The organism is Polaromonas sp. P5_D5, assembly GCF_054049435.1.
Genome location: NZ_JBFUMJ010000006.1, coordinates 102,667 through 129,340, shown reverse-complemented (window position 1 = coordinate 129,340; position 26,674 = coordinate 102,667). Strand labels below are relative to the sequence as shown.

Annotated in this window: 26 protein-coding genes; 5 read left to right on the top strand and 21 right to left on the bottom strand. The window is 63.0% G+C overall.

All coding sequences use genetic code 11. The features are described from left to right. Positions 1-130: 130 nt before the first annotated feature. Together ACXJKE_RS20345 and ACXJKE_RS20340 are read right to left on the bottom strand one after the other, a co-directional pair. A complete protein-coding gene (locus ACXJKE_RS20345) occupies positions 131-910 on the bottom strand; it encodes a hypothetical protein (RefSeq protein ID WP_457282392.1) in 780 nt (259 codons plus the stop codon). A 21-nt stretch (positions 911-931) separates the two neighbouring features. Then, positions 932-1,756: a cupin-like domain-containing protein gene (locus ACXJKE_RS20340; RefSeq protein WP_457282457.1), complete on the bottom strand. Its 825-nt coding sequence runs from the start codon at positions 1,754-1,756 to the stop codon at positions 932-934. Between the two features lie 271 nt (positions 1,757-2,027). On the opposite strand from ACXJKE_RS20340, the gene pyrF reads away from it, so the two are divergent. Beyond that, positions 2,028-2,867: an orotidine-5'-phosphate decarboxylase gene (gene pyrF, locus ACXJKE_RS20335; RefSeq protein ID WP_457282391.1), complete on the top strand. Its 840-nt coding sequence runs from the start codon at positions 2,028-2,030 to the stop codon at positions 2,865-2,867. 716 nt (positions 2,868-3,583) lie between these two features. Here the strand turns inward: pyrF and ACXJKE_RS20330 are convergent. Next, entirely contained in the window at positions 3,584-4,228 is a 645-nt protein-coding gene (locus ACXJKE_RS20330) for an NAD(P)-dependent oxidoreductase (protein ID WP_457282390.1), read from the bottom strand. 97 nt (positions 4,229-4,325) lie between these two features. Here ACXJKE_RS20330 and ACXJKE_RS20325 point away from each other — a divergent pair, with 97 nt between their 5' ends. Continuing rightward, positions 4,326-5,252: a LysR family transcriptional regulator gene (locus tag ACXJKE_RS20325; RefSeq protein ID WP_457282389.1), complete on the top strand. Its 927-nt coding sequence runs from the start codon at positions 4,326-4,328 to the stop codon at positions 5,250-5,252. A gap of 94 nt (positions 5,253-5,346) precedes the next feature. Here the strand turns inward: ACXJKE_RS20325 and ACXJKE_RS20320 are convergent, their stop codons facing one another. From ACXJKE_RS20320 to ACXJKE_RS20285, 8 genes are all read right to left on the bottom strand, one after another. Continuing rightward, a complete protein-coding gene (locus ACXJKE_RS20320) occupies positions 5,347-5,793 on the bottom strand; it encodes an acyl-CoA thioesterase (RefSeq protein WP_457282388.1) in 447 nt (148 codons plus the stop codon). Between the two features lie 27 nt (positions 5,794-5,820). Further along, the gene (locus ACXJKE_RS20315) at positions 5,821-6,792 is read right to left on the bottom strand and encodes a dipeptidase (RefSeq protein WP_457282387.1); all 972 of its coding nucleotides are present in this window, start codon (positions 6,790-6,792) and stop codon (positions 5,821-5,823) included. Positions 6,793-6,865: 73 nt separating this feature from the next. After that, positions 6,866-7,630, bottom strand: a complete 765-nt coding sequence (locus tag ACXJKE_RS20310; RefSeq protein WP_457282456.1) for an ABC transporter ATP-binding protein — start codon at positions 7,628-7,630, stop codon at positions 6,866-6,868. A gap of 23 nt (positions 7,631-7,653) precedes the next feature. After that, positions 7,654-8,502 (bottom strand): ABC transporter ATP-binding protein, encoded by an 849-nt coding sequence (locus ACXJKE_RS20305; RefSeq protein WP_457282386.1) that lies wholly within the window; start codon positions 8,500-8,502, stop codon positions 7,654-7,656. Continuing rightward, positions 8,499-9,413, bottom strand: a complete 915-nt coding sequence (gene nikC / locus ACXJKE_RS20300) for a nickel transporter permease (protein WP_457282385.1) — start codon at positions 9,411-9,413, stop codon at positions 8,499-8,501. Before nikC ends, ACXJKE_RS20305 begins: the two co-directional genes overlap by 4 nt. After that, on the bottom strand, positions 9,410-10,504 hold the full coding sequence (locus ACXJKE_RS20295; protein WP_457282384.1) for an ABC transporter permease: 1,095 nt from the start codon (positions 10,502-10,504) through the stop codon (positions 9,410-9,412). The genes nikC and ACXJKE_RS20295 overlap by 4 nt, the downstream gene beginning before the upstream one ends. A 13-nt stretch (positions 10,505-10,517) precedes the next feature. Then, the gene (locus tag ACXJKE_RS20290; RefSeq protein WP_457282455.1) at positions 10,518-12,122 is read right to left on the bottom strand and encodes an ABC transporter substrate-binding protein; all 1,605 of its coding nucleotides are present in this window, start codon (positions 12,120-12,122) and stop codon (positions 10,518-10,520) included. A gap of 703 nt (positions 12,123-12,825) precedes the next feature. After that, positions 12,826-13,656, bottom strand: coding sequence for a UPF0149 family protein (locus ACXJKE_RS20285; RefSeq protein ID WP_457282383.1), 831 nt, complete (start codon positions 13,654-13,656; stop codon positions 12,826-12,828). 118 nt (positions 13,657-13,774) lie between these two features. Between ACXJKE_RS20285 and ACXJKE_RS20280 the strand changes: the two genes are divergently transcribed. Continuing rightward, positions 13,775-15,502, top strand: coding sequence for an FMN-binding glutamate synthase family protein (locus tag ACXJKE_RS20280; RefSeq protein WP_457282382.1), 1,728 nt, complete (start codon positions 13,775-13,777; stop codon positions 15,500-15,502). Here ACXJKE_RS20280 and ACXJKE_RS20275 read toward each other — a convergent pair. Further along, the gene (locus ACXJKE_RS20275; protein WP_457282381.1) at positions 15,476-15,871 is read right to left on the bottom strand and encodes a tautomerase family protein; all 396 of its coding nucleotides are present in this window, start codon (positions 15,869-15,871) and stop codon (positions 15,476-15,478) included. The two genes, ACXJKE_RS20280 and ACXJKE_RS20275, sit on opposite strands and share 27 nt — an antisense overlap. A gap of 105 nt (positions 15,872-15,976) precedes the next feature. On the opposite strand from ACXJKE_RS20275, the gene ACXJKE_RS20270 reads away from it, so the two are divergent. After that, entirely contained in the window at positions 15,977-16,882 is a 906-nt protein-coding gene (locus tag ACXJKE_RS20270; protein ID WP_457282380.1) for a LysR family transcriptional regulator, read from the top strand. Here ACXJKE_RS20270 and ACXJKE_RS20265 read toward each other — a convergent pair. The 8 genes from ACXJKE_RS20265 to argS form a co-directional block, all read right to left on the bottom strand. Then, positions 16,833-17,279, bottom strand: a complete 447-nt coding sequence (locus ACXJKE_RS20265) for a putative toxin-antitoxin system toxin component, PIN family (RefSeq protein ID WP_457282379.1) — start codon at positions 17,277-17,279, stop codon at positions 16,833-16,835. The two genes, ACXJKE_RS20270 and ACXJKE_RS20265, sit on opposite strands and share 50 nt — an antisense overlap. Continuing rightward, positions 17,276-18,706 carry a THUMP domain-containing class I SAM-dependent RNA methyltransferase gene (locus ACXJKE_RS20260; protein ID WP_457282378.1) on the bottom strand — a complete coding sequence of 477 codons (1,431 nt, stop codon included), beginning with the start codon at positions 18,704-18,706 and terminating at the stop codon, positions 17,276-17,278. The genes ACXJKE_RS20265 and ACXJKE_RS20260 overlap by 4 nt, the downstream gene beginning before the upstream one ends. A 41-nt stretch (positions 18,707-18,747) precedes the next feature. After that, complete coding sequence (locus ACXJKE_RS20255; protein WP_457282377.1) at positions 18,748-20,283, bottom strand: RNA polymerase factor sigma-54; 1,536 nt, start codon at positions 20,281-20,283, stop codon at positions 18,748-18,750. 145 nt (positions 20,284-20,428) lie between these two features. Continuing rightward, positions 20,429-21,220, bottom strand: a complete 792-nt coding sequence (gene lptB, locus ACXJKE_RS20250; protein ID WP_457282376.1) for an LPS export ABC transporter ATP-binding protein — start codon at positions 21,218-21,220, stop codon at positions 20,429-20,431. Positions 21,221-21,234: 14 nt separating this feature from the next. Further along, a complete protein-coding gene (gene lptA, locus ACXJKE_RS20245; protein ID WP_457282375.1) occupies positions 21,235-21,861 on the bottom strand; it encodes a lipopolysaccharide transport periplasmic protein LptA in 627 nt (208 codons plus the stop codon). Positions 21,862-22,020: 159 nt separating this feature from the next. Further along, positions 22,021-22,668, bottom strand: a complete 648-nt coding sequence (locus tag ACXJKE_RS20240) for a thiol:disulfide interchange protein DsbA/DsbL (RefSeq protein WP_457282374.1) — start codon at positions 22,666-22,668, stop codon at positions 22,021-22,023. 128 nt (positions 22,669-22,796) lie between these two features. Then, on the bottom strand, positions 22,797-23,429 hold the full coding sequence (locus ACXJKE_RS20235) for an SPOR domain-containing protein (RefSeq protein WP_457282373.1): 633 nt from the start codon (positions 23,427-23,429) through the stop codon (positions 22,797-22,799). A gap of 54 nt (positions 23,430-23,483) precedes the next feature. After that, a complete protein-coding gene (gene argS / locus ACXJKE_RS20230; protein ID WP_457282372.1) occupies positions 23,484-25,169 on the bottom strand; it encodes an arginine--tRNA ligase in 1,686 nt (561 codons plus the stop codon). Between the two features lie 134 nt (positions 25,170-25,303). Between argS and ACXJKE_RS20225 the strand changes: the two genes are divergently transcribed. Continuing rightward, positions 25,304-25,600 carry a PsiF family protein gene (locus ACXJKE_RS20225; protein ID WP_457282371.1) on the top strand — a complete coding sequence of 99 codons (297 nt, stop codon included), beginning with the start codon at positions 25,304-25,306 and terminating at the stop codon, positions 25,598-25,600. 147 nt (positions 25,601-25,747) lie between these two features. Here the strand turns inward: ACXJKE_RS20225 and ACXJKE_RS20220 are convergent, their stop codons facing one another. After that, positions 25,748-26,668 (bottom strand): HTH-type transcriptional regulator ArgP, encoded by a 921-nt coding sequence (locus ACXJKE_RS20220; protein WP_457282370.1) that lies wholly within the window; start codon positions 26,666-26,668, stop codon positions 25,748-25,750. Positions 26,669-26,674 lie beyond the last annotated feature (6 nt).

The following is a 26,674-nucleotide window of genomic DNA, read 5'->3' as shown; positions in this document are numbered from 1 at the left end:
TTGAAGAATTCTGTGAGTACGGCCAGTGATGGAGGTATTTCACCAGCGGGCAGCTGTGGGACTGGCTTGCGCCGGGCCGGCATAGCGTGCGCCCAAAGTCTGGCTGGGTTGCGCAACACGGGTTGAATTGCTACGCCGCTTCTGGCTCAGCGGCAGACTCTGTTCGTGCTGGCACCCTGTCGTCTTCTGGAATGGCGTAGCGCGGCGCCAGTGCAGCAAGCGACCTCAACACCGGGACGGGTGTCCAGCGAAATAGCGGCGTGAGCCAGGGATAGGGCACTCTGGATTTCAGAATGGCGCCGTAATCACACGAGGCTTCGTGGGGGAAGTAGTTCTCACGCACGGCCACAAGCTCACAAAAGCCCTTGCCGTGGTAGTAGCGCAGCTGTGGATCAACCGGCAAACCGGCCCGCGCAGCCCGTGCATAGGCCTCTACCGACGCGCCTGGTTTGCGTTGCAAATGACGTTTGAGCCCGGGCATGGGAGAGCCCAGAAACACTTCACGAGTGCCGCATTTCACCGCATACAGATAGTTAAATGCGATCAGCTGCAAGGCCGCGCCGGCATCCACGCTGGTCAGGCTGATGCCAAACAGGCAGCGGGAGGCGTGCTTGTTCGTTGGCACCTTGCCGTCCAGAGCGGCACTCTTTTGCCAGTCGCCCGGGTTGACCCACTCTGCCTCCGTGGTGGGCTTGCAAAAGAGCGACGCCAGCAATTCACCCGTTTCTGCGCAAAATGCACCCCCGCTCAAATCGGGATGCGCGGCAATGCGTGATCGAAAGTCTTCTGCGGTGGCTTGCTGCTCTTGCGTCCATTGCTTGCGCTCCAGATCCAGCAAGGCTGGAATATCGCCAATACGCAAATTGCGGGTGATGTAGCTGCGCTTTTTGATGGTCGGTTTGGTTGTCATGGGTAACGGTATGCGTGGGTGTTAAAGGAGTTGACTGCCCGGAACGTCGGGGACTGGTGGCGGGTGTGCGGTACCCGAATGGCAGGCGCAATTGCGAGTGCCCAAGGGCTGGAAGTCATGCATCAGCTGCACAGCACCTGTGGTGAGCCACAGCCGGGTGACCCGGGCCTTGTTGCCGAAAAATCCGCTCAGAAAAATGCTGGCTTGCAAATTCACCACCTCATGCCACCAGCCATGAGGCACGTAGATGGCATCACCCGGATACAGATCGACGGCAAACAGTGCGTCTGTTGGCACATCGCTTTGTGCCAGGTCGCGCATGCCCACCGATGCCAGCTTGGCCCAGCGGTCATACTTAGTTGACAACGCACCCAGGTGTTCCACGGTGCCGGGGCGTGCCAGGTAAAAGCGTTTGACTCCGCGCGTGAGCACCGCCAGGTTGTCCAGCAAGTCGTAATGCAAACCCGTGTGTGCACCTTGCGGGCCAATCCATGCGCTGCTGGAGACGATGTTGCCTGGCGGGAATAATGCGTCTTGCTGCACGTCCTGGCGCAATGAGGGTATCTCCTTGAGCAGATCAAACTCTTTGAGGTAGCCGATATGCGAGCCTTCTTCCTGCGCGGCTGTCTGCAACTCCAGTTGTGCCACATAGCGGTCAAGTGTGGACGTCACAAACCGGGTACTGGACCTCTCCCGATTCCCCACTACCAAGGTCACAGGCCTGGCCCCGCCCAGATGGGCAAGGTGCTGAAACGTCCAACGCTCCAGCGCGGCCCAGTTGCGCCCCATGCCCCGCAAAACAACAGGGCCATGACCTATCCACTCATGCCCCCGGGGAGACACCATCTCTGGCACAGCCCCGAGCCTGGAGCGAGGTATTCCTAGCGGGCATTCGCCTTGGGTAATCCACAAATTCACAACGACCTTCAGCACTTGCAATGCGGTGATCGTAAAAATTCACTGTGAAATCCTGATGACGCTAGCGCTTGTTTTTTTGTTGCATCGTGTAAAACGCCGGACAGGTAGCCGCTGGAGACAATCGCGCGTTTGGCATACAGGGGGTTTTCCATCAGGGCCGGGTGCAAGCTGCGGAGATGGTGGGAGCTTAAAATGGGACATGACTTTTCTCGACATGCTGGGCGCCGCAGAACGCCAGAACCGCTCCATGCTCTGCGTCGGCCTGGACCCTGAACCTACGAAATTCCCCGGCAAGCTCAAGGGCGATGCCAACAAGATCTACGATTTCTGCGCGGCGATTGTTGACGCCACCGCCGACCTGGTGATTTCATTCAAGCCGCAAATCGCCTACTTCGCCGCGCACCGCGCCGAAGGCCAGCTTGAACGCCTGATGGAACACATGCGCCGCGTGGCGCCGCAAGTGCCCATCATCCTGGACGCCAAGCGCGGCGATATCGGCAGCACGGCGGAGCAATATGCCAAGGAAGCCTTTGAGCGCTACGGTGCCGACGCGGTGACGCTCTCGCCCTTCATGGGGTTTGATTCGGTCGCACCATATTTGAAGTACGAAGGCAAGGGCGCATTTTTGCTGTGCCGCACCTCCAACCCCGGCGGCGACGATCTGCAGAACCAGCGCTTCGCCTCGATTGAAGGCCAGCCGCTGTTGTACGAGCATGTGGCGCGTCTGGCGCAAGGTCCCTGGAACCTCAATGGCCAGCTTGGCCTGGTGGTGGGGGCGACTTATCCGGCCGAGATCGAGCGTGTGCGTTCGGTGGCGCCGACCTTGCCGCTGCTGATTCCGGGTGTGGGGGCGCAGGGTGGCGATGCCGTCGCGACCGTCAAAGCGGGCTGGCGGGCCGGCGCGCCAATCATCGTGAACTCGTCGCGTGCGATTATTTATGCCTCTTCGGCGGATGATTTTGCGGAGGCTGCGCGGCGCGAGGCGGTGAAGACTCGGGATGTGTTGGAAGCGGCTCGGGGTGAGGCTCTGAAGCTGTAGTCTTTCTTGTTCCAGCGCTTTTTGCTGAGTGTTGCTGGCCGGGGGTTGCCCGGCATGCAACTCACTTTTCTTTGCTTCGCCAAAGAAAAGTAAGCAAAAGAAAGGCGACCCTGGTTCCTGCGTCCCTGCGCTGCGCTACGGGCAACCTGCGGTGCTCGGTCCAGGCGGGGTCTCGCTCGAACTCGCTACGTTGCACTTCGCTCAGACAATCGCGATCCCTGATCCGCCTGAACCTGCGCTCCTCGGCGCAGACAGAAGGGGCTAGCGGGAGCGGGGACCGAATACCAATACCCAAGACAAATACCAACAAGGACACGCCATGGCGTGTCCTTGTTTCTTCCGGTATTCAGGGCCCTGTCTTCGGCTGTTTGGTATTCCTGCCTCCACCCCCTTGTGTATGCGCCGAGGAGCGCAGGGCCAGACGGATCAGGGCAAAAACTTGTTTGAGCGAAGCGAGTTGTTTTTGACCCCGGCTGGACCGAGCACCGCAGGTTGCCCGCAGCGAAGCGTAGGGACGCAGGAACCAGGGTCGCCTTTTCTTTGCTTACTTTCTTTTGGCGAAGCAAAAGAAAGTGAGTTGCATGCCGGGCAACCCCCGGCCAGCAACACTCAGCAAAGCGCACCCCCATCAAATCAACAACAACCCCAAAAGAGGTTGCTATCAATTCGGGAGCTGCTTGCGCTCGCCCTCATTGAATCAGAGCCCAATAAGACCATTAATTAGCAACCGTAAACCGGCGCCGAACATGCCGCGCGTTTTCAATCTCGTCCACGATAGCCACAGCCAGGTCAGGCACCGAAATACCGGCCGGCTTGTCACCCTGGCCGGGCAGCAGGTCGTCCGCGCCCAGCCGGTACTTGCCGGTACGTTCGCCGGGCGCTAGGCCAATGGGAGGCGAGACAAAGCTCCAGTCCAGCGATGTTTCGAGCTTGAGCTGGTTCAGCGCTTCACGTGCAGCCAGCGCGCCCTGCTTGTATTGCGCGGGAAACTCCGGCGTGTCCACCAGCTGCAGGCCCGGCGCCACATACAGGCTGCCGGCACCACCCACCACCAGCAGGCGTTTGACGCCCGCCTGCTTGACGCCGCTCACGATGGCTTTGCTGGCCTCAAGGTGCAGGTCGTGGATTTTCGGCTCGCTCCAGCCGGGGTTGTAGGCGCTGATGACGGCATCGTGGCCCGCCACGGCTTTGGCCACCTGGCCGGCATTCAGTGCGTCGGCGGCGACTACGGTCAGGCCGGTTTGCGGGTTGACCTTGCCAGGGTTGCGGGCCAGTACGGTGACCTTGTGGCCGCGGCTCAGCAGTTCGGAAAGAATGGGTGCGCCGATAAAACCTGTGGCGCCGATCAGTGCGATGTTCATAAAAACTCCTATGGGTAAAAGAGTCTCTAGTTTCATTACTTCACAACGGCCTGAATAGACGGCAAAATTCGCTAACACTGTGAAGTAGAGCTAACTAATGAGCGATAAATCCATGGACCAGCTCAAGCGCATGGCCATTTTTGCCGAGGTGGTTGCCAAAGGGTCCCTGACCGCGGCTGCTCGGCAGCTGGGCATGACGCCTTCGGCCGTGAGCCAGCATTTGCGGCAGCTTGAGCAGTCGCTCGGCCTGGCCCTGCTGCACCGGTCCACGCGGCGCCTGACGCTGACAGAAGCGGGGGAGCGCTACCACGCCGGTTGTGCCGCCATGGTGGCGGCTGCGCGCTCGGCGGAACAGGCGCTGGTGCGGCTGCGCGACGAACCCGAAGGCGAGCTGCGCCTGGCCGCGCCGGCCGGCTTTGGCAGCCTGCTGGCAGCGGCGCTGGCGCCGCTGCGCGGCTACCCCCGGCTCACGCTGCGTCTGCTGCTGGACGACAAGCTGGTTGACCTGATCGGCGAACGCGTGGATATCGCGGTGCGCGTGGGGGAGTTGGCCGACTCCAGCCTGGTGGCACGCAAGCTGGGCGATATGACGCGCCAGCTCTGCGCCTCGCCGGCCTACCTGGCCGAACGCGGCTGGCCCGCCACGCCGCAGGATTTGCTGCGCCACGACTGGCTGGCCAGCAAACCCAACAGCAGCAACAGCGCGGACATGCTGGAGCTGCTGGGCCCGTCCGGCGAACGCGAAACCCTGAGGCTGGAAGGCCGGGTGCAGGCCTCGCAGGTCACGGCGCTGCATGCGCTGGCCATAGCCGGCTGGGGCATCAGCATGGGTGTGAGCGAGGACGACCGCAAAGCGATGGCCGAAGGCCGCTTGCTGCCGATACTGCCGGGCTGGCGCATGGCGGATGTTCCGGTCTACGCCGTCACGCCGCGGCGCGGCGAGCAGCCGGCCAAGGTGCGGTACACGCTGGAGTTGCTGGCGGCCTGGTTCGTAGGTGTCAGGCCTGTTGCGGACGCGGCCTGAGCACCAGCCCGCCCAGCATCACACAAGCCAGTGCGGCCGTCAGGTCAAGGCCCATCAGGCGTTGCTTCGCATCTGGTAGCGTTATGCGGCGGGCTCAGGTCAGTTGCATGGAGCGCGCGGCATCCAGGTGCGCCTTCACACGCTGGGCCAGTGCGACGTCGCCGGGGGTCTCCGGCCGCCATTCCTGGGCGGGCAAGGCCTTGCCGTCCAGGTCCACCGCGACAAACACCACCAGGCATTCGGTGATGACCTGCATCTGCCCGACTTTCATGTCGCCGGCGCGCACTTCCACCGAGATGTTCAGGCTGGTCGTGCCGGTGTAGGCCAGGCGGGCTTCGACTTCGACCAGGTCGCCGATCATGATGGGACGCTGAAAACGTATGCTGCCCACCGACACGGTGACGCAATAGCGCTTGGCCCAGCTGGTGGCGCAGGCGTAGCCGGCTTCGTCAATCCATTTCATGACGGTGCCGCCGTGCACTTTGCCGCCGAAGTTGACGGTACTGGGTTCGGCCAGGAAGCGGAGGGTGATGGAGGACATGGGGGCTGCCGGTGTGTTGTGGGTTGTTCAGGCGTGCTGCCAGGCGACGGCGGCGACACGCATCATATTGTCGCCCATCACGCCCTCTACCTCAGTTGCGCTCAGGCCCACCCGGCGCAGCGCTTCGGGCAGCAGTTGCCAGGTTTCAACCGGCGTGTAAGTCATGCGCTGCACGGCGCGGTCGTAGCCGGCCGACCTGGGCCACCAGTAGGTGGGGTCATAGTCGCCCGGCGGGTTGTCATTGAGCTCATCCTGCCGGAAGCTGATGTCCAGGCCGATGCCCGCGTGCTGCGCGCCAACCAGACCCGCCACGTAGGCCACATGCCGCGCCATATCGTCAGCCGTAGGAGTGCGCGTACCCAGGAATGCAGAGACGCCCGAGACGCACACCACCCCGCCGGTTGCGGCGCAGGCGCGTATTTGCTCGTCGGTGATGTTGCGCCCGTGCTCGACCAGCGCCAGCGGGTTGGCGTGGCTGAAGATCACCGGCTTGGCCGAGGCGGCCATGATGTCGAGGCTGCAGCGGCGGCCGGTATGGGAGCAGTCCATCAAGAGGCCCGCCTCATTCACGGCCTGCACCATGCGCACACCCAGCGGCGTGAGGCCGCGTGCTTCGTCGTGGCAGCCGTCGGCCACGCTGTTGTTGCGGTTGTAGGCGAAATGGATTTGCCGCACGCCGAGTTCGCGGTACAGGGTCACCATCTCGGGCCGCTCCTGCAAGGGCATCGCACCTTCCAGGTCAAAGCCGATGGCAAGCTGGCTCGCCGCCGCGGCTTCGCGGATCTCGTCCACGCTGGACACCAGCCGGTAGCGCCCGGGGTTCGCGGCGATCTTCGCGCGGAAGGCCGCAATGACCGCCATGATTTGCGCCACCGGGTTCATGTCCATGCCGACATTGACGGATACATAGTTCACGCCCGCGGCGCGCAACGCGTCCATCGGCGAAAAATCGGCTGCCGGGTGCAATGGCAGGCAGGCGTGGGCTTCCCAGTGGATCATGGCGTGGCGTGTGGTGTTGAAGAGAAATTAAAGCATGCGGCGCTGCGGCGCGCCAGACCTGCCTGGTAACGATTTACGCCGTAGCGGACACGTCGTCCGCTGCGCGGCGTTTGAACCCGGTGGAAGCCTCCATCAGGCTCAGCGTATAGGCATTCGTGACTTTGTGTGCCGCCAGGTCGGCCGCAGGCAGCATCTCCACCGTCTGGCCGCGCTGCATCACCATGAGCCGCTCGCACAGGTGGGTGACGACGGCCAGGTCGTGGCTCACCATGATGAAGGTCAGGCCGCGCCGGCGGCGCAGTTCCTCGAGCAGGTTGAGCACCTCGGCCTGCACCGAGGCGTCCAGTGCCGAAGTGGGCTCGTCCAGCAACAGGATTTGCGGCTCGAGGATCAAAGCCCGCGCAATTGCGATGCGCTGGCGCTGCCCACCCGAGAGTTGGTGCGGGTAACGGAAGCGAAAACCCGTGCCCAGGCCGACTTCTTCCAGCGCACGTTCGATGCGCGCTTCCGCATCGCTGATGCCGTGGATGGCCAGCGGCTCGGCGAGGATGCGGTCTACGGTGTGGCGCGGGTGCAGCGAGCCGTACGGGTCCTGGAACACCATCTGCACCTGCCGCCTGAAGGCCTTGCTGCCGGGCGCGCTGTCCTGGCCCAGCAACCTGACCGTGCCGGCCGTGCGCGGCGCGAGCCCGCAGATGGCGCGTAGCACGGTGGATTTGCCGGAACCCGATTCGCCGACGATGCCGAAGCTTTCGCCGGGGTTCACGATGAAGGAGGTATCGGCGACGGCGACAAAGCTGTCGTACACCACGCGCAGGCTGCTGACTTCCAGGCCCAGCGATGCGGATGAAGCCACCGGGTTCACAGCGCCCACTCCGGTTGCCTGTCCAGCGTCGCCAGCGGATGCGTGGACGCGCCCAGCTGCGGCAGGCAAGCCATCAGGCCGCGTGTGTAGGGGTGCTGCGCATTTGCCAGGCCGCCGGCGGCCAGCTCTTCCACCACCCGGCCGGCATACATCACCAGGATGCGGTCGCAAAAGGTGGACACCAGCCGCAGGTCGTGCGAGACCAAAATCAAGCCCATGCCGCGCTCGGCCACCAGCGTGTCGAGGATGGACAGCACCTGTAGCTGCACCGTCACGTCCAGCGCCGAAGTCGGCTCGTCGGCGATCAGGAGGTCCGGGTCGGCGATGAGCATCATCGCAATCATCGCGCGCTGACCCATGCCGCCCGACACCTCATGCGGATACAACTTGTAGACACGCGCCGGGTCGTCGATGCGCACGGATTCGAGCGCGGCCAGTGCGCGCTTTTTGGCTTCGGCCGACGAGACGCGGGTGTGGGCCTGCAGCGTCTCCACGATCTGTGCGCCTATGGTCATGACGGGGTTCAGCGAAAACTTCGGGTCCTGCAGCACCATGGCGATGCGGCCGCCGCGCAGCGCACGGCGTTGGGCGGGCGGGCAGTTGAGCAAGTCCACACCGGAAAATTCGAGACGCTTGGCGCTGATGCGGCCTTCCGGTGCGGTCAGCCCCATGATGGCGCGGCCGGTTTGTGATTTGCCCGAACCCGACTCGCCCACGATGCCCAGGCGCTCACGGCCTAGCGTGAAGGACACGCCGCGCACCGCCTCGGTCATGCCGCCGTCACGGCGCGGAAAGCTGACGCGCAGGTCGTCAACCACCAGCAGGGGAGCGTTGGCGCCCGTCATTTGGCGGCCTTCGGGTCCAGCGCATCGCGCAGGCCGTCACCCAGCAGGTTGAAGGCCAGGCTCACGACAAAAATCGCCGCACCGGGCGCGGCCGCCACCCACCACTGGTCCAGCACATAGAGGCGGCCGTTGGCGATCATCGCGCCCCACTCCGGCATGGGCGGCTGTGCGCCCAGGCCCAGAAAACCCAGCCCGGCGGCGGTCAGGATGATGCCGGCCATGTCCAGCGTGACGCGCACGATCACCGACGACACGCACAGCGGCATGATGTGGCCCAGCACGATGCGCCAGGGCGAGGCACCCAGCAATTGCACGGCCGCGATGTAGTCGGTCTGGCGTATCGTCAGCGTCTCGGCCCGCGCCATGCGCGCATAGGGCGGCCAGGAGGTGATGGCGATGGCAATCACCGCGTTCTGGATGCCGGGCCCCAGCGCCGCGACAAACGCCAGCGCGAGGATAAGGCGCGGAAACGCCAGAAAAATATCAGTGATGCGCATCAGCACTGCGTCGATCCAGCCGCCGGCATAACCGGCCACAGTGCCGACGATGAGGCCGAGCGGCGCGGCCAGCACCGCCACCAGAATCACCACCATCAGCGTGATGCGCGAGCCGATGATGATGCGTGAGAGGATGTCCCGCCCCTGGTCGTCGGTGCCGAACCAGTGCGTCCACGAAGGCGGCAGCAGGCGTGTGGTGCGCAGGTCGCCGGTGTAGGCCGAATACGGCGCGAGCAGGTCGGCAAAAATCGCCACGAGGATAAGCCCCAGCACGATGAAGAGGCCCAGCATGGCCAGACGGTTGCGCGAAAAATCGTGGCAGCCGTGGTACATGCGGCCCATGAAGGCCTGGCGGCGCGAGGCAGGGCGGTCGGTGCTCAGCCAGTCGCGCAAAGATGCAACCTTTGAAGTCATCGGATTCGCGTCCTTGGGTCCAGCAATTTGTACAAGACGTCAGAGAGCAAGTTCAAGCCCACAAAAATCGAACCCACCACAATCGTGCCGCCCAGCACCGCATTCATGTCGGCGTTCTGGAGCGAGTTGGTGATGTAGAGACCCAGGCCCGGCCAGGCAAAAACGGTCTCGGTCAGCACAGAGCCCTCGAGCAGACCCGCGTACGACAGCGCGATCACCGTGACCAGCGGCACCATGGCGTTGCGCAGCGCATGGCGCCAGATGATGCGCGACTCCGACAGGCCTTTGGCGCGCGCGGCAATCACGTATTCCTGGGCGAGTTCATTGAGCATGAAGGAACGCGTCATGCGGCTGATGTAGGCCAGCGCGAAATAGCCGAGCAGCGAAGCCGGCAGGATGAGGTGCGAAAACACATTGCGAAAAGCCTCCCACTCGCCGGTCATGGCCGTGTCGAGCAGCAAAAGCCCGGTGATGGGCTTGAGTGTGTATTCATAGCTCACGTCGATCCGGCCCGGCCCGGAGACCCAGCCCAGCCGCGCATAAAACACCACCAGCGCCATCAGCCCCAGCCAGAAGATGGGCACCGAATAGCCCACCAGGCCGATCACGCGCACCACCTGGTCCACCAGCTTGCCGCGCCGCACTGCGGCCCAGACGCCCAGCGGCACGCCCAGGCCCGCGCCTATCAGGATGCCCAGGCTCGCCAGCTCCAGCGTGGCCGGAAAGGCGCGCTTGATGTCCGTCATCACCGGGTTGGCTGTCAGCACCGAGACGCCGAAATCGCCCTTGAGCACCTTGCCGATGTAGATGTAGAACTGCTCATACAGCGGCTTGTCCAGCCCCAGCTCCTGGCGCACCCGCTCGATCACATGCGCCGGCGCGCGGTCGCCCACGATGGCCAGCACCGGGTCAATGGGGATCACCCGGCCGATGAAAAACGTGACCGCGAGCAGGCCCAGGTAGGTGAGCAAAATCACCACCAGGAAGTTGCCGAAGCTCCTGGCGTGCGGCGTGAAGCGCTGGCCCGCCGTGCGCGTGGCTACCGCGCTGAGCGGCGCCACGCCGGCGGCTGTGGGGTCGGGGATGGCCAAAGTCGTGGAGCTATCAGCGCTTGGAGGCGTTGAACATGTAGTTGGTGTCGAAGGTGGGGCCCAGCTTCAGGCCGTCCACGTTGGTGCGATAAGCCGCCACCTCGGTCTGCTGGTAGAGCATGACAAAGGGGCTGGTCTTGCGGAACTCGGCCTGCAGGTCCTCGTACATCTTCTTGCGCTTGCCGGCGTCGCGCTCGAGCACGGCGGCATCCGACTGCTTGGTCAGCTCGGGGATCGCCCAGGCGTTGCGCCAGGCCAGCGGCTTGGCCTTGGCATCGTCGGCGTTGTCGGGGTTGCGCGTGAAGGTGTCGGCATTTGAATGCGGATCCCAGTAATCGGCGCCCCATTGGCCGATGTACATGTCGTGGGTGCGGGCGCGGTACTTGGTCAGCGTCTGCTTGCCGTCGCCGGGAATGATCTCGATGTCGATGCCGGCCTGCTTGGCGGTTTGCTGGAAGGCCTCGGTGATGCCCTGCACCGGCTGGATGGTGCGCATGTCGATGGTGACCTTGAAGCCGCTGGCCAGGCCCGCCTTGGCCAGCAGCGCCTTGGCTTTGGCCACGTCGAGCTTGTAGGGCTTGTCTTTGCTGGCGCCCAGCAGGCCCTGCGGCAGGAAGTTCTGGTTGATCACGCCGATGTTCTTGACCAGCGTGTCGCCGATGGCATCGTAGTCGACCAGGTATTTCAGGGCCTCGCGCACCTCGGGCTTGGCCAGGTTGGCGTTCTTCTGGTTCAGGCTGATGTAGTAGACCGTGCCTTTGGGAGTGGAGGTCATCCTCACGTCCTTGTTGGCCGAGAGCGCGGCGATGTCCTGCGGGCTCAGGTTGCGGGCGATGTCGATGTCGCCTTTTTCGAGCAACAGGCGCTGCGTGGCCGATTCCTTGACGTGGCGGTAGATCACGCGGGCCAGCTTGGGCTTGGCGCCGTAGTAGTTGTCGTTACGTTCCAGCGCCACGATTTCATTGGCACGCCATTCGCGCAGCTTGAGCGGGCCGGAGCCGGCGTAATTGGTTTTCAGCCAGGCGTAACCCCAGTCACCGTTGACCTCTTTCGATTGCACCAGCTTCATGTCGACAATGCCGGCCACGTTGGCCGTCAGGCAGTTGAAGACAAAGGTGGGGGCATAGGCCTTGTCGGTTTCCAGGGTCACCACGGTCGGGCTGGTGGCCTTGATCTTGTCCTTGACGTTGGTCTTGGAGAAACCGAACTGGGTCAGGATGAAGGCGGGGGACTTGTCCAGCATGACGGCGCGCTGCAGCGAATACGCCACCTCTTCGGCCGTGAGCGGATTGCCGGAGGCGAATTTGATCCCGGGCTTGAGCTCGAAGGTATAGGTCTTGCCGTCGGCCGAGACGGTCCAGGATTTGGCCACGTCGCCCACCAGTTTGGAAGGGTCGTTCACATCCAGGCGCAGCAGGCGGTCATAGGTGTTGCCCATGATCTCGCCGGCGGACAGCTCAAAGGCCTCGGCCGGGTCCATGGTGATGATGTCATCGAAACCGAAGGCCAGCACCAGGGTGTCCTTGGGCGTGGCGGCCAGCACGGCGCCGGCGCTGCAAGCCAGCATGGCGGCTGCGGCAGTGGCGCAAAGAACGCGGCGGCTGAGGAGGGGAAGCATGTGGTTCAAGATGATTTCCTTCGGTTGGACAGTCAAAACAAACATGGCGGCTACGCGCTTGTGGCGATAGCGCCCCGGGGTCGTCGGGGATGAGCAGGAATCATGCCCATGCCCCTTGTTGTGGCGGCCTGTAACTTGTACATACAAGTTGAGGTGATCGCGACTGATGCATTCTGCGCTGCCGAGCAGGCGCGTCAAGACCCGGGTTTTCCGCGATTGCCGACTTCCTGAAAACTGGCGAGCTGAACGGTGGCCCGATTTGTCGCCGCCCATGTACGGCCAACACCGTTGCCCCGGAAAACGTGTCCAGACGCCGCCGGACGGGGTGGAGCGGTACGGCCTGCTGCCCTGCTGGCTGCCGGATGATGAGGCTCGGCGGAATATCCTGGTGGACGACCCTGCCGATCTCTGCAGGTTTTACCGGTGTTTTGTTGTTGCTATTAAAAGCATAGCTGCTGGCGCCCACCTTTATTGGTCTTAAGGCTGAAACTTCCCTTGAAAACAGCCAGAACCGGACCTGATTTCAGTTTCGGGGGACAAATCTCCTTCTTCCCACGCGTTCGGGAGGCCTCGCAAGCCTTGTTTTTGTGGGTAAAAAGTGGCTTGAGGCCAATTAAATAGGGCGCAACAAGCTATGAAATTGATAGCAAATATTCGATGCGTCCGGACCCGGCAAAGGACACCTGCCGTCAGATCACGGCCTTTACCCCGCCCCGTGACATTTCTTGTACTTCTTCCCGCTACCGCAATAACAAAGGTCGTTGCGCCCGGGCGTGGCCTCCACCCGCACCGTCTCGACTTTGGGGCCCATGGTCTTCCACAGCTCACGCAGGTCATACACCGCCCAGATGGCCTCGCCAAACGCGTTGAGCCTGGCAATGCTGGTGCTGGGCGTGCCGTCTTCGCTCAGGGGTGACACCTCGGGCGGGGCGCTGTCATCTTCGGTCATGGCGACCACGGCCTGCAGGGCACCATCGAGCCATTTGGCGGCGTCTTTGTCACGCGGCGCCATCCACTCGTCGGGCCAGCTTTCGACGGCAAACATGAAACCCAGCGCCCAGACCTGCGCGAATGCGGGCAGGTCTTCACCCTTGAAGGCGGCACGTTCGTCGGGCGGCATGTCGGCCACGGCGCCGCGTATGTCCATGACCTCGGGGTGGTAGCAGTTGTCGTCTTCAAGCGAGTCCACTTCGGCGTCCAGTGCCGTTTCGACTTCCTGCCAGCGCTGGTTCCAGAGCATGAGGAAGCGCTCACGCTGCGCCTCGCTGGCGAACGAGCCGCCTTCCGGATCCGGTGCCTCGCCCTCAGCGGGGACGGCGAGCAGCACGGGCAGGTATTCGGCTGCCTCGATGGGCCGGCGCGAGCAGATCACGGCGGCCATGAAGCCTTCGCAGAATTCCCACTGCGGTGTTTCGTCGTAACGGATGCGCAGGTCGTCGAGGATGGCATCGAGCTCGTCGAACGCCTCGACTTCCAGGAAAACCGGCTCCGGCGAGGGCTTAGAGGGGATGACGGATTTGGGGGTGGGCTTCATGAAAAAAACAGTTCTGAGCGTCACGTGAGGCTCTTATGATGCAAAGTGTATCTGGCGCGTCGCGGCTGCATGCCTGTGTTTTGTGCCCTTTTGTGACCCCTCCCACGGAAGCCCCGTCATGTTTCTTCAGCGCCTGGATGCCTGGTTCCCCGTCCGTTACACCTTTATGGCCCTGTGCGGGCTTGCCGCGCTGCTGGGGCTGCTCGGTTTGATGGTTTTTGGCGTGGGCAAGCTGGCCCTGGTATGCCTGGTCGGCGGCGTGGTGCTGGTGGGCGTGGGTGTGCACGACCTGCGGCAAACACGCCACGCGGTGCTGCGCAACTACCCGGTCATCGGCCACATGCGCTTTCTGTTCGAGTTCATCCGGCCGGAGATGCGCCAGTACTTCATCGAAAGCGACAGCGAGGCCACGCCGTTTTCGCGCGCCCAGCGTTCGCTGGTGTACCAGCGCGCCAAGGGTGAGCCCGACAACCGGCCTTTCGGCACGCAGCTGGACGTGGGCGCGCAGGGTTATGAATGGGTGAACCATTCGATGTCGCCGACCAAGCTGCCGTCACATGACTTTCGTGTGTGGATAGGCGGCTCGCCCGAAAACCCATCGCCCTCGGTCGAACCCTGCACGCAGCCCTACCACGCCAGCGTTTTCAACATCTCGGCGCTGAGCTTCGGCTCGCTCTCGGCCAATGCCATCATGGCGCTGAACAAGGGCGCCAAGCTGGGCGGCTTTGCGCACGACACGGGCGAGGGCTCGATCTCGCAGCACCACCGGCTGCATGGCGGCGACCTGATCTGGGAAATCGGCTCGGGCTATTTCGGCTGCCGCAATGAAGACGGCACCTTCAGCGAAGAACGCTTTGCCGCCAACGCATGCGACCCGCAGGTCAAGCTCATCGAGCTCAAGATGAGCCAGGGCGCCAAGCCCGGCCACGGCGGCATTCTGCCCGGCCCCAAGGTCACCGAGGAAATCTCGGCGGCGCGCGGTGTACCGCAGGGCAAGGACTGCATTTCGCCCTCCAGCCACAGCGCATTTTCCACGCCGGTCGAGATGATGCATTTCATCGCCAAACTGCGAAAGCTGTCGGGCGGCAAGCCGACGGGCTTCAAGTTCTGCATCGGACACCCGTGGGAATGGTTTGCGATTGTGAAAGCCATGCTGGAGACCGGCATCACGCCGGATTTCATCGTGGTGGACGGCGCCGAGGGCGGCACGGGCGCTGCGCCCGTCGAGTTCACCGACCACGTGGGCGCGCCGCTGCAAGAGGGCCTGCTGCTGGTGCACAACACGCTGATCGGCGTGAACCTGCGCAGCCGCGTGTCCATCGGTGCCGCCGGCAAGGTGGTGAGCGCTTTTGACATGGTGCGGCTGATGGCGCTGGGCGCCGACTGGTGCAATGCCGGGCGCGGCTTCATGATGGCGCTGGGCTGCATCCAGGCGCAAAGCTGCCACACCGGCAAATGCCCGACGGGCGTCACCACACAAGACCCGGTGCGCCAGCAGGCGCTGGTGGTGCCCGACAAGGCCGAGCGGGTGCGCAACTTTCACCGCAGCACGCTGCATGCCTTGCAGGAGCTGGTGCAGGCCGCGGGCCTGTGCCACCCGCGCGAAGTCAACGCGCATCACATCGTGCGGCGCCTGACCGATACCGAGGTGCGGCTGCTGAGCAACCTCATCATGCAAGTCGAGCCCGGTGCGCTGCTGGGCTCGCTGGAAAAGCAGAACACGGTCTTCAGCTACTACTGGCCACTGGCCAGCGCGCACAGTTTTCGCGCCAACGGCGCCGCGATGCAGGCACCCGCCGGACCCGATGGCGCCGCGACTTCAGGCACCCGCGTCGCAGTGGCCTGAATACGCCTGGCCACGGCCAAGCGACCAGTCGATCGGCGAATTTTCCGTCAGCGCGATCATGATGTCGTCCGGCGAAAAGCCGGCGGCGACCGCCTTAGCGACCACGCGGGCGTAGAGCTCACGCTTGCGCGCGTCGTTGCGGCCACCCAGAAAAGTGATTTCCACAATGCAGGCGCCGGCCGAGCGGCTCACGTCCGGAAACGTCGGATCCAGGATCATCGCGTCGGGCTGGAAACGCGAAACCAGTTGAAACCGGTCACCGGGCGGCACACCGCATGTCTCAACCAACCCCTGGTGAACAGCATCAGCAAGGGCCATGATGAACTCCTGCGAAAGGTGCGCGGGCACCGAAATACGGGCGAGTGGCATGGTCAGGACTCCTTGAAAATGTGGAAATCCGACTTTATAGAGACCAAAAATTAGATAAAGATGTGCATTGGTCAGTCATTGCGACTGAAAACGACATAATGAGGGATGCAGTACACCGATGACATCGCCATCTTTGTTCGCACGGTGGATTTAGGGGCATTTGCTGCGGCCGGCAAAGAGGCGGGGCTCACCGCTTCGGCGGTCGCGCGTATCGTGTCGCGGCTCGAAAGCCGGCTTGGCGCCAAGCTATTGCACCGTTCAACACGGCGGCTTGTACTCACGCAGGAAGGCGAAACCTATCTCCACCATGCCCGCGCGATCATTGCCCGGGTTGAAGAAGCACAGGCCCAGATCGGGGCGGTCAAGGGCCGCCCGCAGGGCTTGATTCGCATCAATACCGGTACCGCTTTTGCGAAACACAAGCTGGTGCGCCTGCTGCCGGAGTTTCAGGCCCTATACCCGGATATTTCTGTCGCACTAACCGTCGGTGATCAGCGCATAGACCCCCTGCTCGACCAGACCGATGTCACCATCCGGGTAGGCCCCTTGCAGGATTCCGGACTTGTGCTGCTGCGGCTGGGAACTGTTCATCGCGTCATGGTCGCCAGCCCAGGCTACCTGGCCAGGCACGGAGTTCCGCAGCATCCCCGTGAGCTTCTCGCGCACAACTGCCTGCAATTAAGTGGATTCACGCGTCTGGCGGAATGGCCGGTGCTGGAGGACGGCAAGCGTGTCATGCTGCCGGTCAAAGGTTCCATCACATGCGACAGCGCCGACCTGCTGCTTGACCTGGCCCTGGCCGGCGTTGGCATTGTCCGCCTCGGTGATTTCCTGGGGGAACAGGCGCTCGCTGACGGACGGCTGGTGCCGCTACTGACGACGCTCCACGACAGCGACCCGACGCCCCTGTCAGCCCTGGTTCTTCCCGGCCGGCAGAACATTCCTCGCGTACGCGCCTTCCTCACCTTCCTGAAGGCTGCTTGCCGTCAGACATCGAGCGCTGCACCCTGACGCCGAGGTTGCCGAGCCGTTTGGTCATGGAGAGAACATGCCGGTCCTTGCTGAGCAGCAAGGCCTTGCCGGCCACCGCCAGGTCGATGAACTTCTGGTCGTCGGGGTCGCTGCAAGTGACACCGGCCTTGGCTGCCACATCCGTCAGGCGAGCATGCCGGTCAAAGGCAGCGAGCACGTCACCGGCGCTTAATTCGTAAAACGCCAGGCGGGGAATGATTTGCGGATAAGCCAGCACGCGCTCAAGTTCGTCGCGCATGGCCTGCGTGGCCAGCCAGTCGAGCTCGCCGGCCTCCAGCGCTTTTTTCAGTGGCTGCGCTGCCGCATCGTTGAAAACAAACACGTCGAGGACGATGTTGGTGTCCAGCACGACAGGCTGGCGCACTGAGGCCGTCACGCCGCCGGCTCGTTCGGTGGGGTGGGGGTGGCTGCGCCGGGCTTGCCGCGTGCGGAGCCCGCCACCATGTCAAAGCGGAACAGGCGGCATTCGATGGGACCATTCCACATCGGCACGCGCCGCGATTCTTTCAGGCGCATCTTGCCCGGCAGTTTGAGGTCGGGCGTGAGCACGTGAGCGGTCCAGCCGGCGTAGTTTTTCTTCCAGTGCGCGGCCAGTTGCGGAAAAAACTCCGTCGCTTCTTCGCCCCAGGCGTTTTGTGCCTGTTCGCGGCCGGGATTGGCAGAACGGTCGCGCGAAGTCTCGAAGGCGGGCTCTTCACGCGTGTCGCCCCGATCGCCGCTGTCCCGGTTCAGCGGCTGGCCAAATTCATCGATGGGTTGGTTGCGGTGGTCCTGCTGCACGCGTCCTTCGGCATGTCCTTGCTGGCGGCGCTGGTCGCGTCCCTGCAGGCCGGTGATGCCGGCCACGCCTGCCACATCGATCCGTTCGCCGTAAGGCGGGTTCACCAGCATCACGCCCGAAGGCGCAGGTGGCATACGCTGCAGCGCGTCGCCGCCGCGGAATTCCACCGCATTGGCCACACCGGCACGTTCGGCATTGCGCTCGGCAAAGTCAACCATGCGGAAAGACACGTCGCTGCCGAACACCGGCGCGGTAGGTTCGGTGATGGCGGCTTCGGCCTGGTCGAGCAGACCGTCCCAGACATGGCCCTGGAAAGGCAGGTACTTCTGGAAGGCAAAACGGCGGTTGATGCCGGGTGCGATGTTGCACGCGATCTGCGCGGCTTCAATCGCGATGGTGCCCGAGCCGCAGCAGGGGTCATAGAGCGGCACGCCTTCTTTGCAGAGCTGGTCCCAGCCGCTGGCGGCAATCATGGCGGCGGCCAGGGTTTCCTTCAGCGGGGCATCACCCTTGTCTTCACGCCAGCCGCGCTTGAAGAGCGGCTCACCCGAGGTGTCGATGTAGACCGTGACGGTGTCCGTCGTCAGGTGCACGTAGACGCGCACGTCGGGCCAGCGCGTGTCGACGCTGGGGCGCACGTCGTCGAACTTGGCGCGAAAGCGGTCGGCGATCGCGTCCTTGATCTTCAGCGCCGCGAAGTTCAGGCTTTGCAGCGGGCTGTGCTGGGCGGTGATCTCGACCTTGAAGGTCTGCTTGGGCGTGAACCAGATTTCCCAGGCCACGTTGGCAGCAGCGTTGTAGAGGTCTTGCTCACTGCGGTACTGGTTATGCTGCAGTTCGATCAGTACACGCTGCGCCAGCCGGCTGTGCAGGTTGAGCTGCAACGCGTCGCGCCACGACGCCTGCAGCTGCACGCCGGCGCGCCAGGCTTTGCCGTCGATCCCGGTGACACGCTTGACCTCGGTGGCCAGCAGGGTTTCGACGCCTGCGGCGCACGGTAAAAACAATTGGAGTTGATTCATGACTGACTTTGAGGGACGGGCAGCGCGGCCTGATTGGGCGGCTAGAGTGATTTGCGCAGGTTGGCGGGCGCTATGCGCAGGGCTTCGCGGTACTTGGCCACGGTGCGGCGTGCGCATTCAATGCCCTGCTCCTTGAGCATTTCGGAAATCTGGTTGTCGCTGAGCGGTTTCTTGAGGCTTTCGGACGAGACAAATTGTTTGATGAGCGCGCGTACCGCCGTGCTGGAAGCATTGCCGCCGGTTTCGGTGCCGAGCGCGGAGCCGAAGAAATACTTGAGCTCAAAGGTGCCGAAAGGGGTGCCCATGTACTTGGCCGTGGTCACGCGGGAGATGGTGGACTCATGCAGGCCCAGCTCGTCGGCGATTTCGCGCAGCACCAGCGGGCGCATGGCGAGTTCACCGTGCGTGAAGAAATTTTTCTGCCGTTCCACAATCGCACTGCTCACGCGCAGGATGGTGTCAAAGCGCTGCTGGATGTTCTTGATGAACCAGCGGGCCTCCTGCAGGCGCTGCTGCAGCGCCTGGCCGCCCTGGCCCTTGTGCTGCTTGAGGGCATTGGCATAAATGTCGTGCACGCGCAGGCGCGGCATGACGTCGCCATTGAGCGAAACCTTGAAGCCCCGGCCCGACTTGATGACGATGACGTCGGGCACGATCAGGTTGCGCTCCACGTTCACGAAGCGGCGCCCGGGCTTGGGATCGAGCCGGCCTATCACCGTGATCGCGCCCTTGATGGCGGCTTCGGTGAAACCGCACAGGTGCGACAGGCGTTTCACGTCGCGCTTGGCCAGCAGCTCCATCGGTTGCTTGCACATGGCAATGGCTGCGCGGGTTTCTTCGCAGTCCTTGCAGTCCAGCAGCTGCAGGCTCAGGCATTCCGCCAGGTTGCGCGCACCGACACCGGCAGGCTCCATGTGGTGCAGCAGCTTGAGCGCCATCGCAAAACGCTGCTCCAGTTCTTCCGCCTGCGCCATGTCATCTCTTGCAAGACCGGCCGCGAGCGACGCCAGGCTGTCTTCAAGGTAGCCGTCGTCGTTGAGCGATTCAATGAGGAAGTGCAGCGCGGCACGGTCTTCCTCCGACAGGCGCAAGCTCAGCGATTGCCGGTGCAGGTGGTCCTGCAGCGACTCATGGCTGCCCGTGAGGTCGGAGGCCTCGGCTTCGCTCTCTTCATTGTTGTTCTTGCGCGCCGGTGCGTCGCTTCCCCACTCGCTGTCGTCGGGCGTGGTTTCTACCGTGCCATCGCCTTCCCAGCTTTCCTCGAGCTTGGGCTCCGCACTGACTTCTGCGTCATTCGGGGCTGTAGCGCTAGTCTCGTCTGCGCCGCCAGCTATCGAATCCGTAGCAGATTCAAACTCGCGGCTGTCCTGGCTTACCGGCGTGTTGATGTGCTCCAGCCCAAACTCTTCGCGCACCGCCGTCTCTTCCGACACTTCCAGAAACGGGTTTTCGTCGAGCATCTGCTCGACCTCCTGGCTCAACTCAAGCGTCGACAGCTGCAACAGCCGGATCGACTGCTGTAGTTGAGGTGTCAGCGCAAGATGCTGCGAGACGCGGAGTGACAGACCTTGTTTCACTGGATTTTCAAACTTGCGGAAGGTTGAGGCAATACGTCTTTAACCAGCGGGCGCCGCGGAACTGGCTTTGCCAGGCCGCAGGCGCCGTCCCCGGAGGGGGAGAGGGAGCTACACGAAGTGAGCGACAACAGGGGGGAACCATGTTCTACATCTTGAAGTGTTCGCCGAGATAGACGCGGCGCACATCGGCGTTATTCACGATCTCGGACGGTGTGCCTTGCGCCAGCACGTGGCCGTCGCTGATGATGTAGGCGTGGTCGCAAATGCCCAGTGTTTCACGCACGTTGTGGTCGGTGATCAGCACGCCGATGCCGCGCGATTTGAGGAAACCGATGATGCGCTGGATTTCGATCACGGCAATGGGGTCGATACCGGCAAAGGGCTCATCCAGCAGGATGAAGCGCGGCTGGGTTGCCAGCGCCCGCGCGATTTCGACCCGGCGGCGCTCGCCGCCCGAGAGCGCCGGTGCCGGTGAATTGCGCAAATGATCTACCCGCAAATCCTGCAGCAGGGCGTCGAGCCGCGACTCGATGTCTGCGCGCCCCAGCGGTTTTCCGGTTTTGTCGAGCTGCAGCTCCAGCACGGCACGCACGTTTTCTTCCACCGTGAGCTTGCGGAAAATCGACGCTTCCTGCGGCAGGTAGCTCAGGCCCAGGCGGGCACGCAGGTGAATCGGCATGTGCTCGACCGACTCGCCGTCGATGGAAATTTCGCCTGCATCGGCGCGCACCAGGCCCACGATCATGTAGAACGAGGTCGTTTTGCCCGCGCCGTTGGGGCCCAGCAGGCCCACGACTTCGCCTTTTTGCACGGACAGCGAAACGTCCTGCACCACCTTGCGGCTGCCGTACGATTTTTGCAGACCTTGCGCAACAAGGCGGCTGGGGGTCAGGGCAGGAGCGGCCGGGGCCGCTGAAGTGTCAGTCACCACATCCATCTGTGCAGGTCTTTCTAGTTCTTTTCATTGCCCAGCGTCGTGCTGGGGCGCAGAACCGGGGCTGGGCCCGCGGGCGGTGCCGCAACGGGTGCCGAGGCTGTCGCGCGGGGTGACAGCATGGCGCGAACCCGCCCCGTGGGGTTGCTGGCCGTACGGTTTTGCGCGCCCCCATCCACGGTGAAGACGTCGGTGTTGTTGTCATAAACAATCAGGCTGCCGGTGGTTTCGTCCACCAGGGTGGCACCGTTGTAGCGGCGCACCACCGCCCGCTTGATGAACTTCACCAGGTCGGCGCGGCTGTCATATTCAATGCGTTCGCCTTCGCCTTCGATGTACTCGTCTACGCCGTCACGCTTTTTCCGGTAAAACGCCAGCTTGCCGGGCGCCGCGACGGACACCGCCTGCTGGTAGCCCTCGGGATCCTGCATGACGTCAACGCGCTCGCCGCGCACGATGGTCGTGCCCTTGGTGATCACCACATTGCCGGTAAAAACGCTGGTTTGCTTCAGGTCGTCATAACGCAGGGCATCTGCCTCCGCGTTCATGGGTTTGTCCCGATCAGCTTTTTCGGCAGCGGCCGGGAAAGCCGACCCCAGCGCCAGGATGACCGGCAGGATGAGGGAAAAAATGGGGTGTTTCATAAGGCACGAATCTTGCTGCTTGGTGTTGGGTCATTGTAGCCATGCCAGCTGCGGGAATGGCTTGCACGGGGAATATTAGGGGCATAAAAAAACCCGCCGGAAATCGGGCGGGTTTTTTGAGCCGGTGTTTGGCGCGGCGCACGGCCGCGGGCGCTTTCTTTATTTGGCCTTGCGGGATTGGGTGATCAGGTGATCTGTGACCTGCAGCGCGCGGGTCATGGTTTGGGTCTGGTCCGACGAGGTGTAATAACGCCCGGCGATACCCAGCGACGGCACGCCGGCCACTTTGTAGCTATCCTGCAGCTGTGTGGCCTTGCGCGCCTTGGAGGCGACCGAAAAGGAGTTGTAGAACTCAACGAATTTGGCCTTGTTGAGGCCCTGCTTTTCAGCCCATGCAGCTATCAGCTCAGGCGTGTTGAGCGGTTGTTTTTCCACATGAATCGTGGCAAACACCTTCTTGTGAAGTTCCTCAATTTTGCCCATGGCCTCAAGCACGTAATACAGGCGCTGCTGAGGTTCGAAATCGGGCCGGAAGGACACTGGAACACGCCGCACGGACACGTCCTTGGGGATCTGCTTCATCCAGGCTTCGAATTGCGGCTCGAAGGCGTTGCAATGGGGGCAGTTGTACCAGAAGAATTCCACCACCTCGACCCGGCCGGCGGCGGCTTCGGTCGGCGCCGGCTTGTCCAGCGTCAGGTAATCCTCGCCGTCCTTGAAGGCCTTGGCCTGGGCTTGTGCCAGGGTGGGCAGGGCGGCGATGCCGCCCAGGGCGGCGGCTGAAAACGAAAACTCACGGCGTTGCATCAGATTTTTCTCCTGGAATGACAGAAATAGCCCGGAAACCGCCCCTCTGGCGGATGCCTCGTGGCGCGGGGTATAGGGGTTTGTACACCAGCCTCGTGAAAAGTTCAGCCTATCGTTGGATGAGGGCTTCAGCGCTGGACCCGGACCAGCGCGGTTTCAATGGAATTGTTGTCCAGGCGCTCCTTGGCCTTGTCGGCATCTTCCTTCTTGTCGAAAGGGCCAAGACGCACGCGGTACACGGTGCGGCCAGCCTGCTCGCGTTCCGTCACTTTGGCCTGCATGCCCAGCAGCAGCAACTTGGCGCGTTGCTGTTCCGCATCTTCCGGCGTGCGAAAGGCACCGGCCTGAATGAAATAGCTGAAGGGATCCGCTCCCGGACCGGATGACAGGCCTTCGACCTTGGCCTTTGCCAGATCGCCCAGCGGATCGGCAGGCGCTGGTTTGGCCACTTTGGCCGGCGCTGAAGCGGCGGCCTTGGGGGTGGCTCCGGCGGAGGGGTCGGGTACTGGAACACCAGGCACTTCAACCGCTGCCGGAGGAGGCGGCTTGGGCTGGTTTTTGCCGGCCAGCGGGGCGTTCGGGTTCCAGTCCTTGTTTTTCTTGGCTTCAACAGCATCGCTGTCGGGGTTGCGTGCCTGGCTCTTGTTCATGAAAGGAACCGGCACCTTGGTGATGTAAACCGCCACCGCCAGCGCCGCGCCCAGGCCGATCAGCGCGCCAATGATCAACCCCAACAGGGTTCCGCCTCGTTGTGTATTCATACCTTGCCCACGTTCATTGCCTTGTCCTGAAATTCGCATGGTTTTCGCCACGGTTTACATCTTGCGCGGGGCGCTCACGCCCAGCACTGCGAGGCCATTGTGCAACACCTGCGCAGTCGCGGCGACCAGCGCCAGACGGGCAAGCTTCACAGCTTCGTCGTCCACCAGGATGCGCTCGGCATCGTAATAGCTGTGATAACTGGCCGCCAGCTCACGAAGGTAAAAAGCCACGTCGTGCGGTGCAAATCCGTCAGCCGCGTTGGTCAGCATGTCGGGGTACTTGGCCAGCAGCAGCATCAATGACTGCGCCTGCGGGCTGTCCAGCGCCGAGAGGTCGACAGCTTTGAGGCTGGCTTCGTCGCCACCCTGGCCGGCCCAGGTGGTGAGGATGGAGCAGATGCGCGCATGCGCGTACTGCACGTAATACACCGGGTTTTCATTGTTTTTGGCCAGCGCCAGGTCAATGTCGAAGATGTATTCGGTGTCCGGCTTGCGGCTGAGCAAAAAGAAGCGCACGGCGTCGGCGCTGGTCCATTCGATCAGGTCGCGCAAGGTGACGTAGCTTCCGGCGCGCTTGGAAATTTTGACCTCTTCGCCGTTGCGCACCACGCGCACCATGGTGTGCAGGACGTAGTCGGGGTAGCCCTGGGGAATGCCTTCGCCGGCGGCCTGCAGCCCGGCGCGCACGCGGGCAATGGTGCCGTGGTGGTCCATGCCCTGGATGTTGATGGCCTTGCCGAAGCCGCGCTCCCACTTGGCCAGGTGGTAGGCCACGTCGGGGACGAAGTAGGTGTAGCTGCCGTCGCTCTTTTTCATCACGCGGTCTTTGTCGTCGCCGTAGTCGGTCGACTTCAGCCACAGCGCGCCATCCTGCTCGTAGGTCTTGCCGGCCTCTTTCAGTCTGGCCACGGCGCTATCGACACGGCCCGAGCTGTACAGGCTGGACTCAAGGTAGTAGTTGTCGAACTTCACCGAGAAGGCCTTCAAGTCCAGGTCCTGCTCGTGGCGCAGATAGGCCACGGCGAACTGGCGTATCGAGTCCATGTCTTCCACGTCGCCCGAGGCGGTGTATTCGCGGTCGTCCGACTTGACGGTCTTTTTGGCCAGAAAGTCGGCCGCGATGTCGGCGATGTAGTCGCCGTTGTAGGCCGACTCGGGCCAGCCGGCGTCACCGGGCTTGATGCCTTTGGCGCGCGCCTGTGTGCTGGTGGCCAGGGTCTGGATCTGCACGCCCGCGTCGTTGTAATAGAACTCGCGCCAGACCTTGGCGCCTTGCGTGGCGAACAGGTTGCAGATCGCATCGCCCAGCGCGGCCTGGCGGCCGTGGCCCACATGCAGCGGGCCGGTCGGGTTGGCCGAGACGAACTCGACGATCATCTTGCGTGCCGGGTCGGCCGGCTGCACGCCGAACTGCGCGCCGGCGGCCAGCACTTCGCGCACGGTCTCCTGCTTGGCGGCGGGCTTAAGGCGGATGTTGATGAAACCGGGGCCGGCGATTTCGATGGCGTCTACCCAGCGTTCAAACGCGGGCTTCTTGAGCAGGTTGGCGCGCAGGCTTTCGGCCACCTGGCGCGGGTTGAGCTTGAGCGGCTTGGCCAGCTGCATGGCGGCCGTGCAGGCGAAGTCGCCATGGGCCGCCACCTTGGGGGATTCAAAGGCAGCTTTGTCGCCTGCGCCGGGGGAAAGTTCTTCCAGCCCCGCGGCCAGAGCCGCGAGCAGGTCTTTTTTAATCGAGAGCATGGTCTGATTTTACGGTTAAGCCATCTGCCGTTCGGACCCCTCAGATACCCTGTCATCGAATTTGCCCGGCGCGGCGTTATGTGTTGGAATTCCAGCCGGAACTCAAACCTGTTTCCCAACCCAATGGAGCCACCATGAAAAAGCTGTTATCCCTGATCGCCGCCGTTTTTGCCGTCTCGATGGCCTTGTCTCCGGTGGCGCACGCCGCGGACGCTCCAGCCAAAACCGCACAGCAAACCAAAATGGGCGCCTGCAACAAGGACGCTGAAGGCAAGAAGGGCGATGAGCGCAAGGCATTCATGAAAGAGTGCCTGAGCGCCAAGAAAGAAGCACCAACGCAGCAAACCAAAATGAAAACCTGCAACGTCGACGCCAAGGGCAAAAAAGGCGACGAACGCAAAGCCTTCATGAAAGAGTGCCTGAGCAAGTAAGCCGGTCTTTTCAGATCAAACCAGCCCGCCATGAATGTCATGGCGGGCTTTTTTTGTGCCAATATTCCTCCTGGGTGCTATTAATTCGATAGCTGTTTGCGCTTGTCTACAAAGCGCTAGCGGTACTTTTCATCTATAAATGCACCGTCACACCTGCAGCAGCTGCCCCTGCGCCGCCTGCTTGACCGCCTGTGTCAATCGTTGCGCCGCAACGGATTCACGTGCCCAGTGCTGCCAGTACAGCCGCACGTCGACCGTGCTGCCCGGCAGCACTTCCTGCAGCGGCGGCTTGCGGGTGCGCGCGGCCAGCAACAGGTCGGGCACCATGCCCCAGCCCATGCCAAGCTCCAGCGCAAGCTCGAACGCATCCACCGCCGGCACGAAGTGGCGCGGGTACAGCGCGTCGCGCAGCCCGAAATGCTGTTCAAGAAAAGTATCCTGCAGCGCGTCCTTGCGGTTGAAGATCACGGCAGGGCTGGCCAGCAGGCGATGGGCCAGCCGGTTCGGTGCGGCCTTGCCACCCGCCGCGGGCTCGTTCCACTGCGCCACCAGCGCGGGCGAGGCCATGCAGCGGTAACGCATCACGCCCAGCGGTTCAGCCACGCAGCCCCGCATGGCCTGCGCCAATGCGGTGACGCAGCCCGTGACATCCCCGCTTTTCAGGGCTTCCTGGGTGTGGTCCTGATCGTCCACCACGACATCGAGCAGCAGGCCGTTAGCGTGCAGGGCTGAGGCCACGCCCGGCAAGAACCACGTGCTCAGGGAGTCGGCGTTCACCGCCACGCTGAGGCTTTGCAGGCGAGCGGGCTTTCCCCCGCCCTGCAGCCCGGCCAGCAGATCACCCTCCATGAGGCGAACCTGCCGGGTGTGCCCGAGCAAAGCCTGGCCGGCCGACGTGGCGCGTACCTGTTTGCCGCGCACCAGGAGCCGCTGCCCCAGTGCGTTTTCAAGTGACTTGATGCGCAGGGACACGGCAGCCAGCGTCAGGCTCAGGGCCTTGGCGGCTTCGCCGAAACTGCCGTGCTCAATCACGGCGGCCAATGCTTCAAGTTGTCGGGCATCGAGCATGTTGTT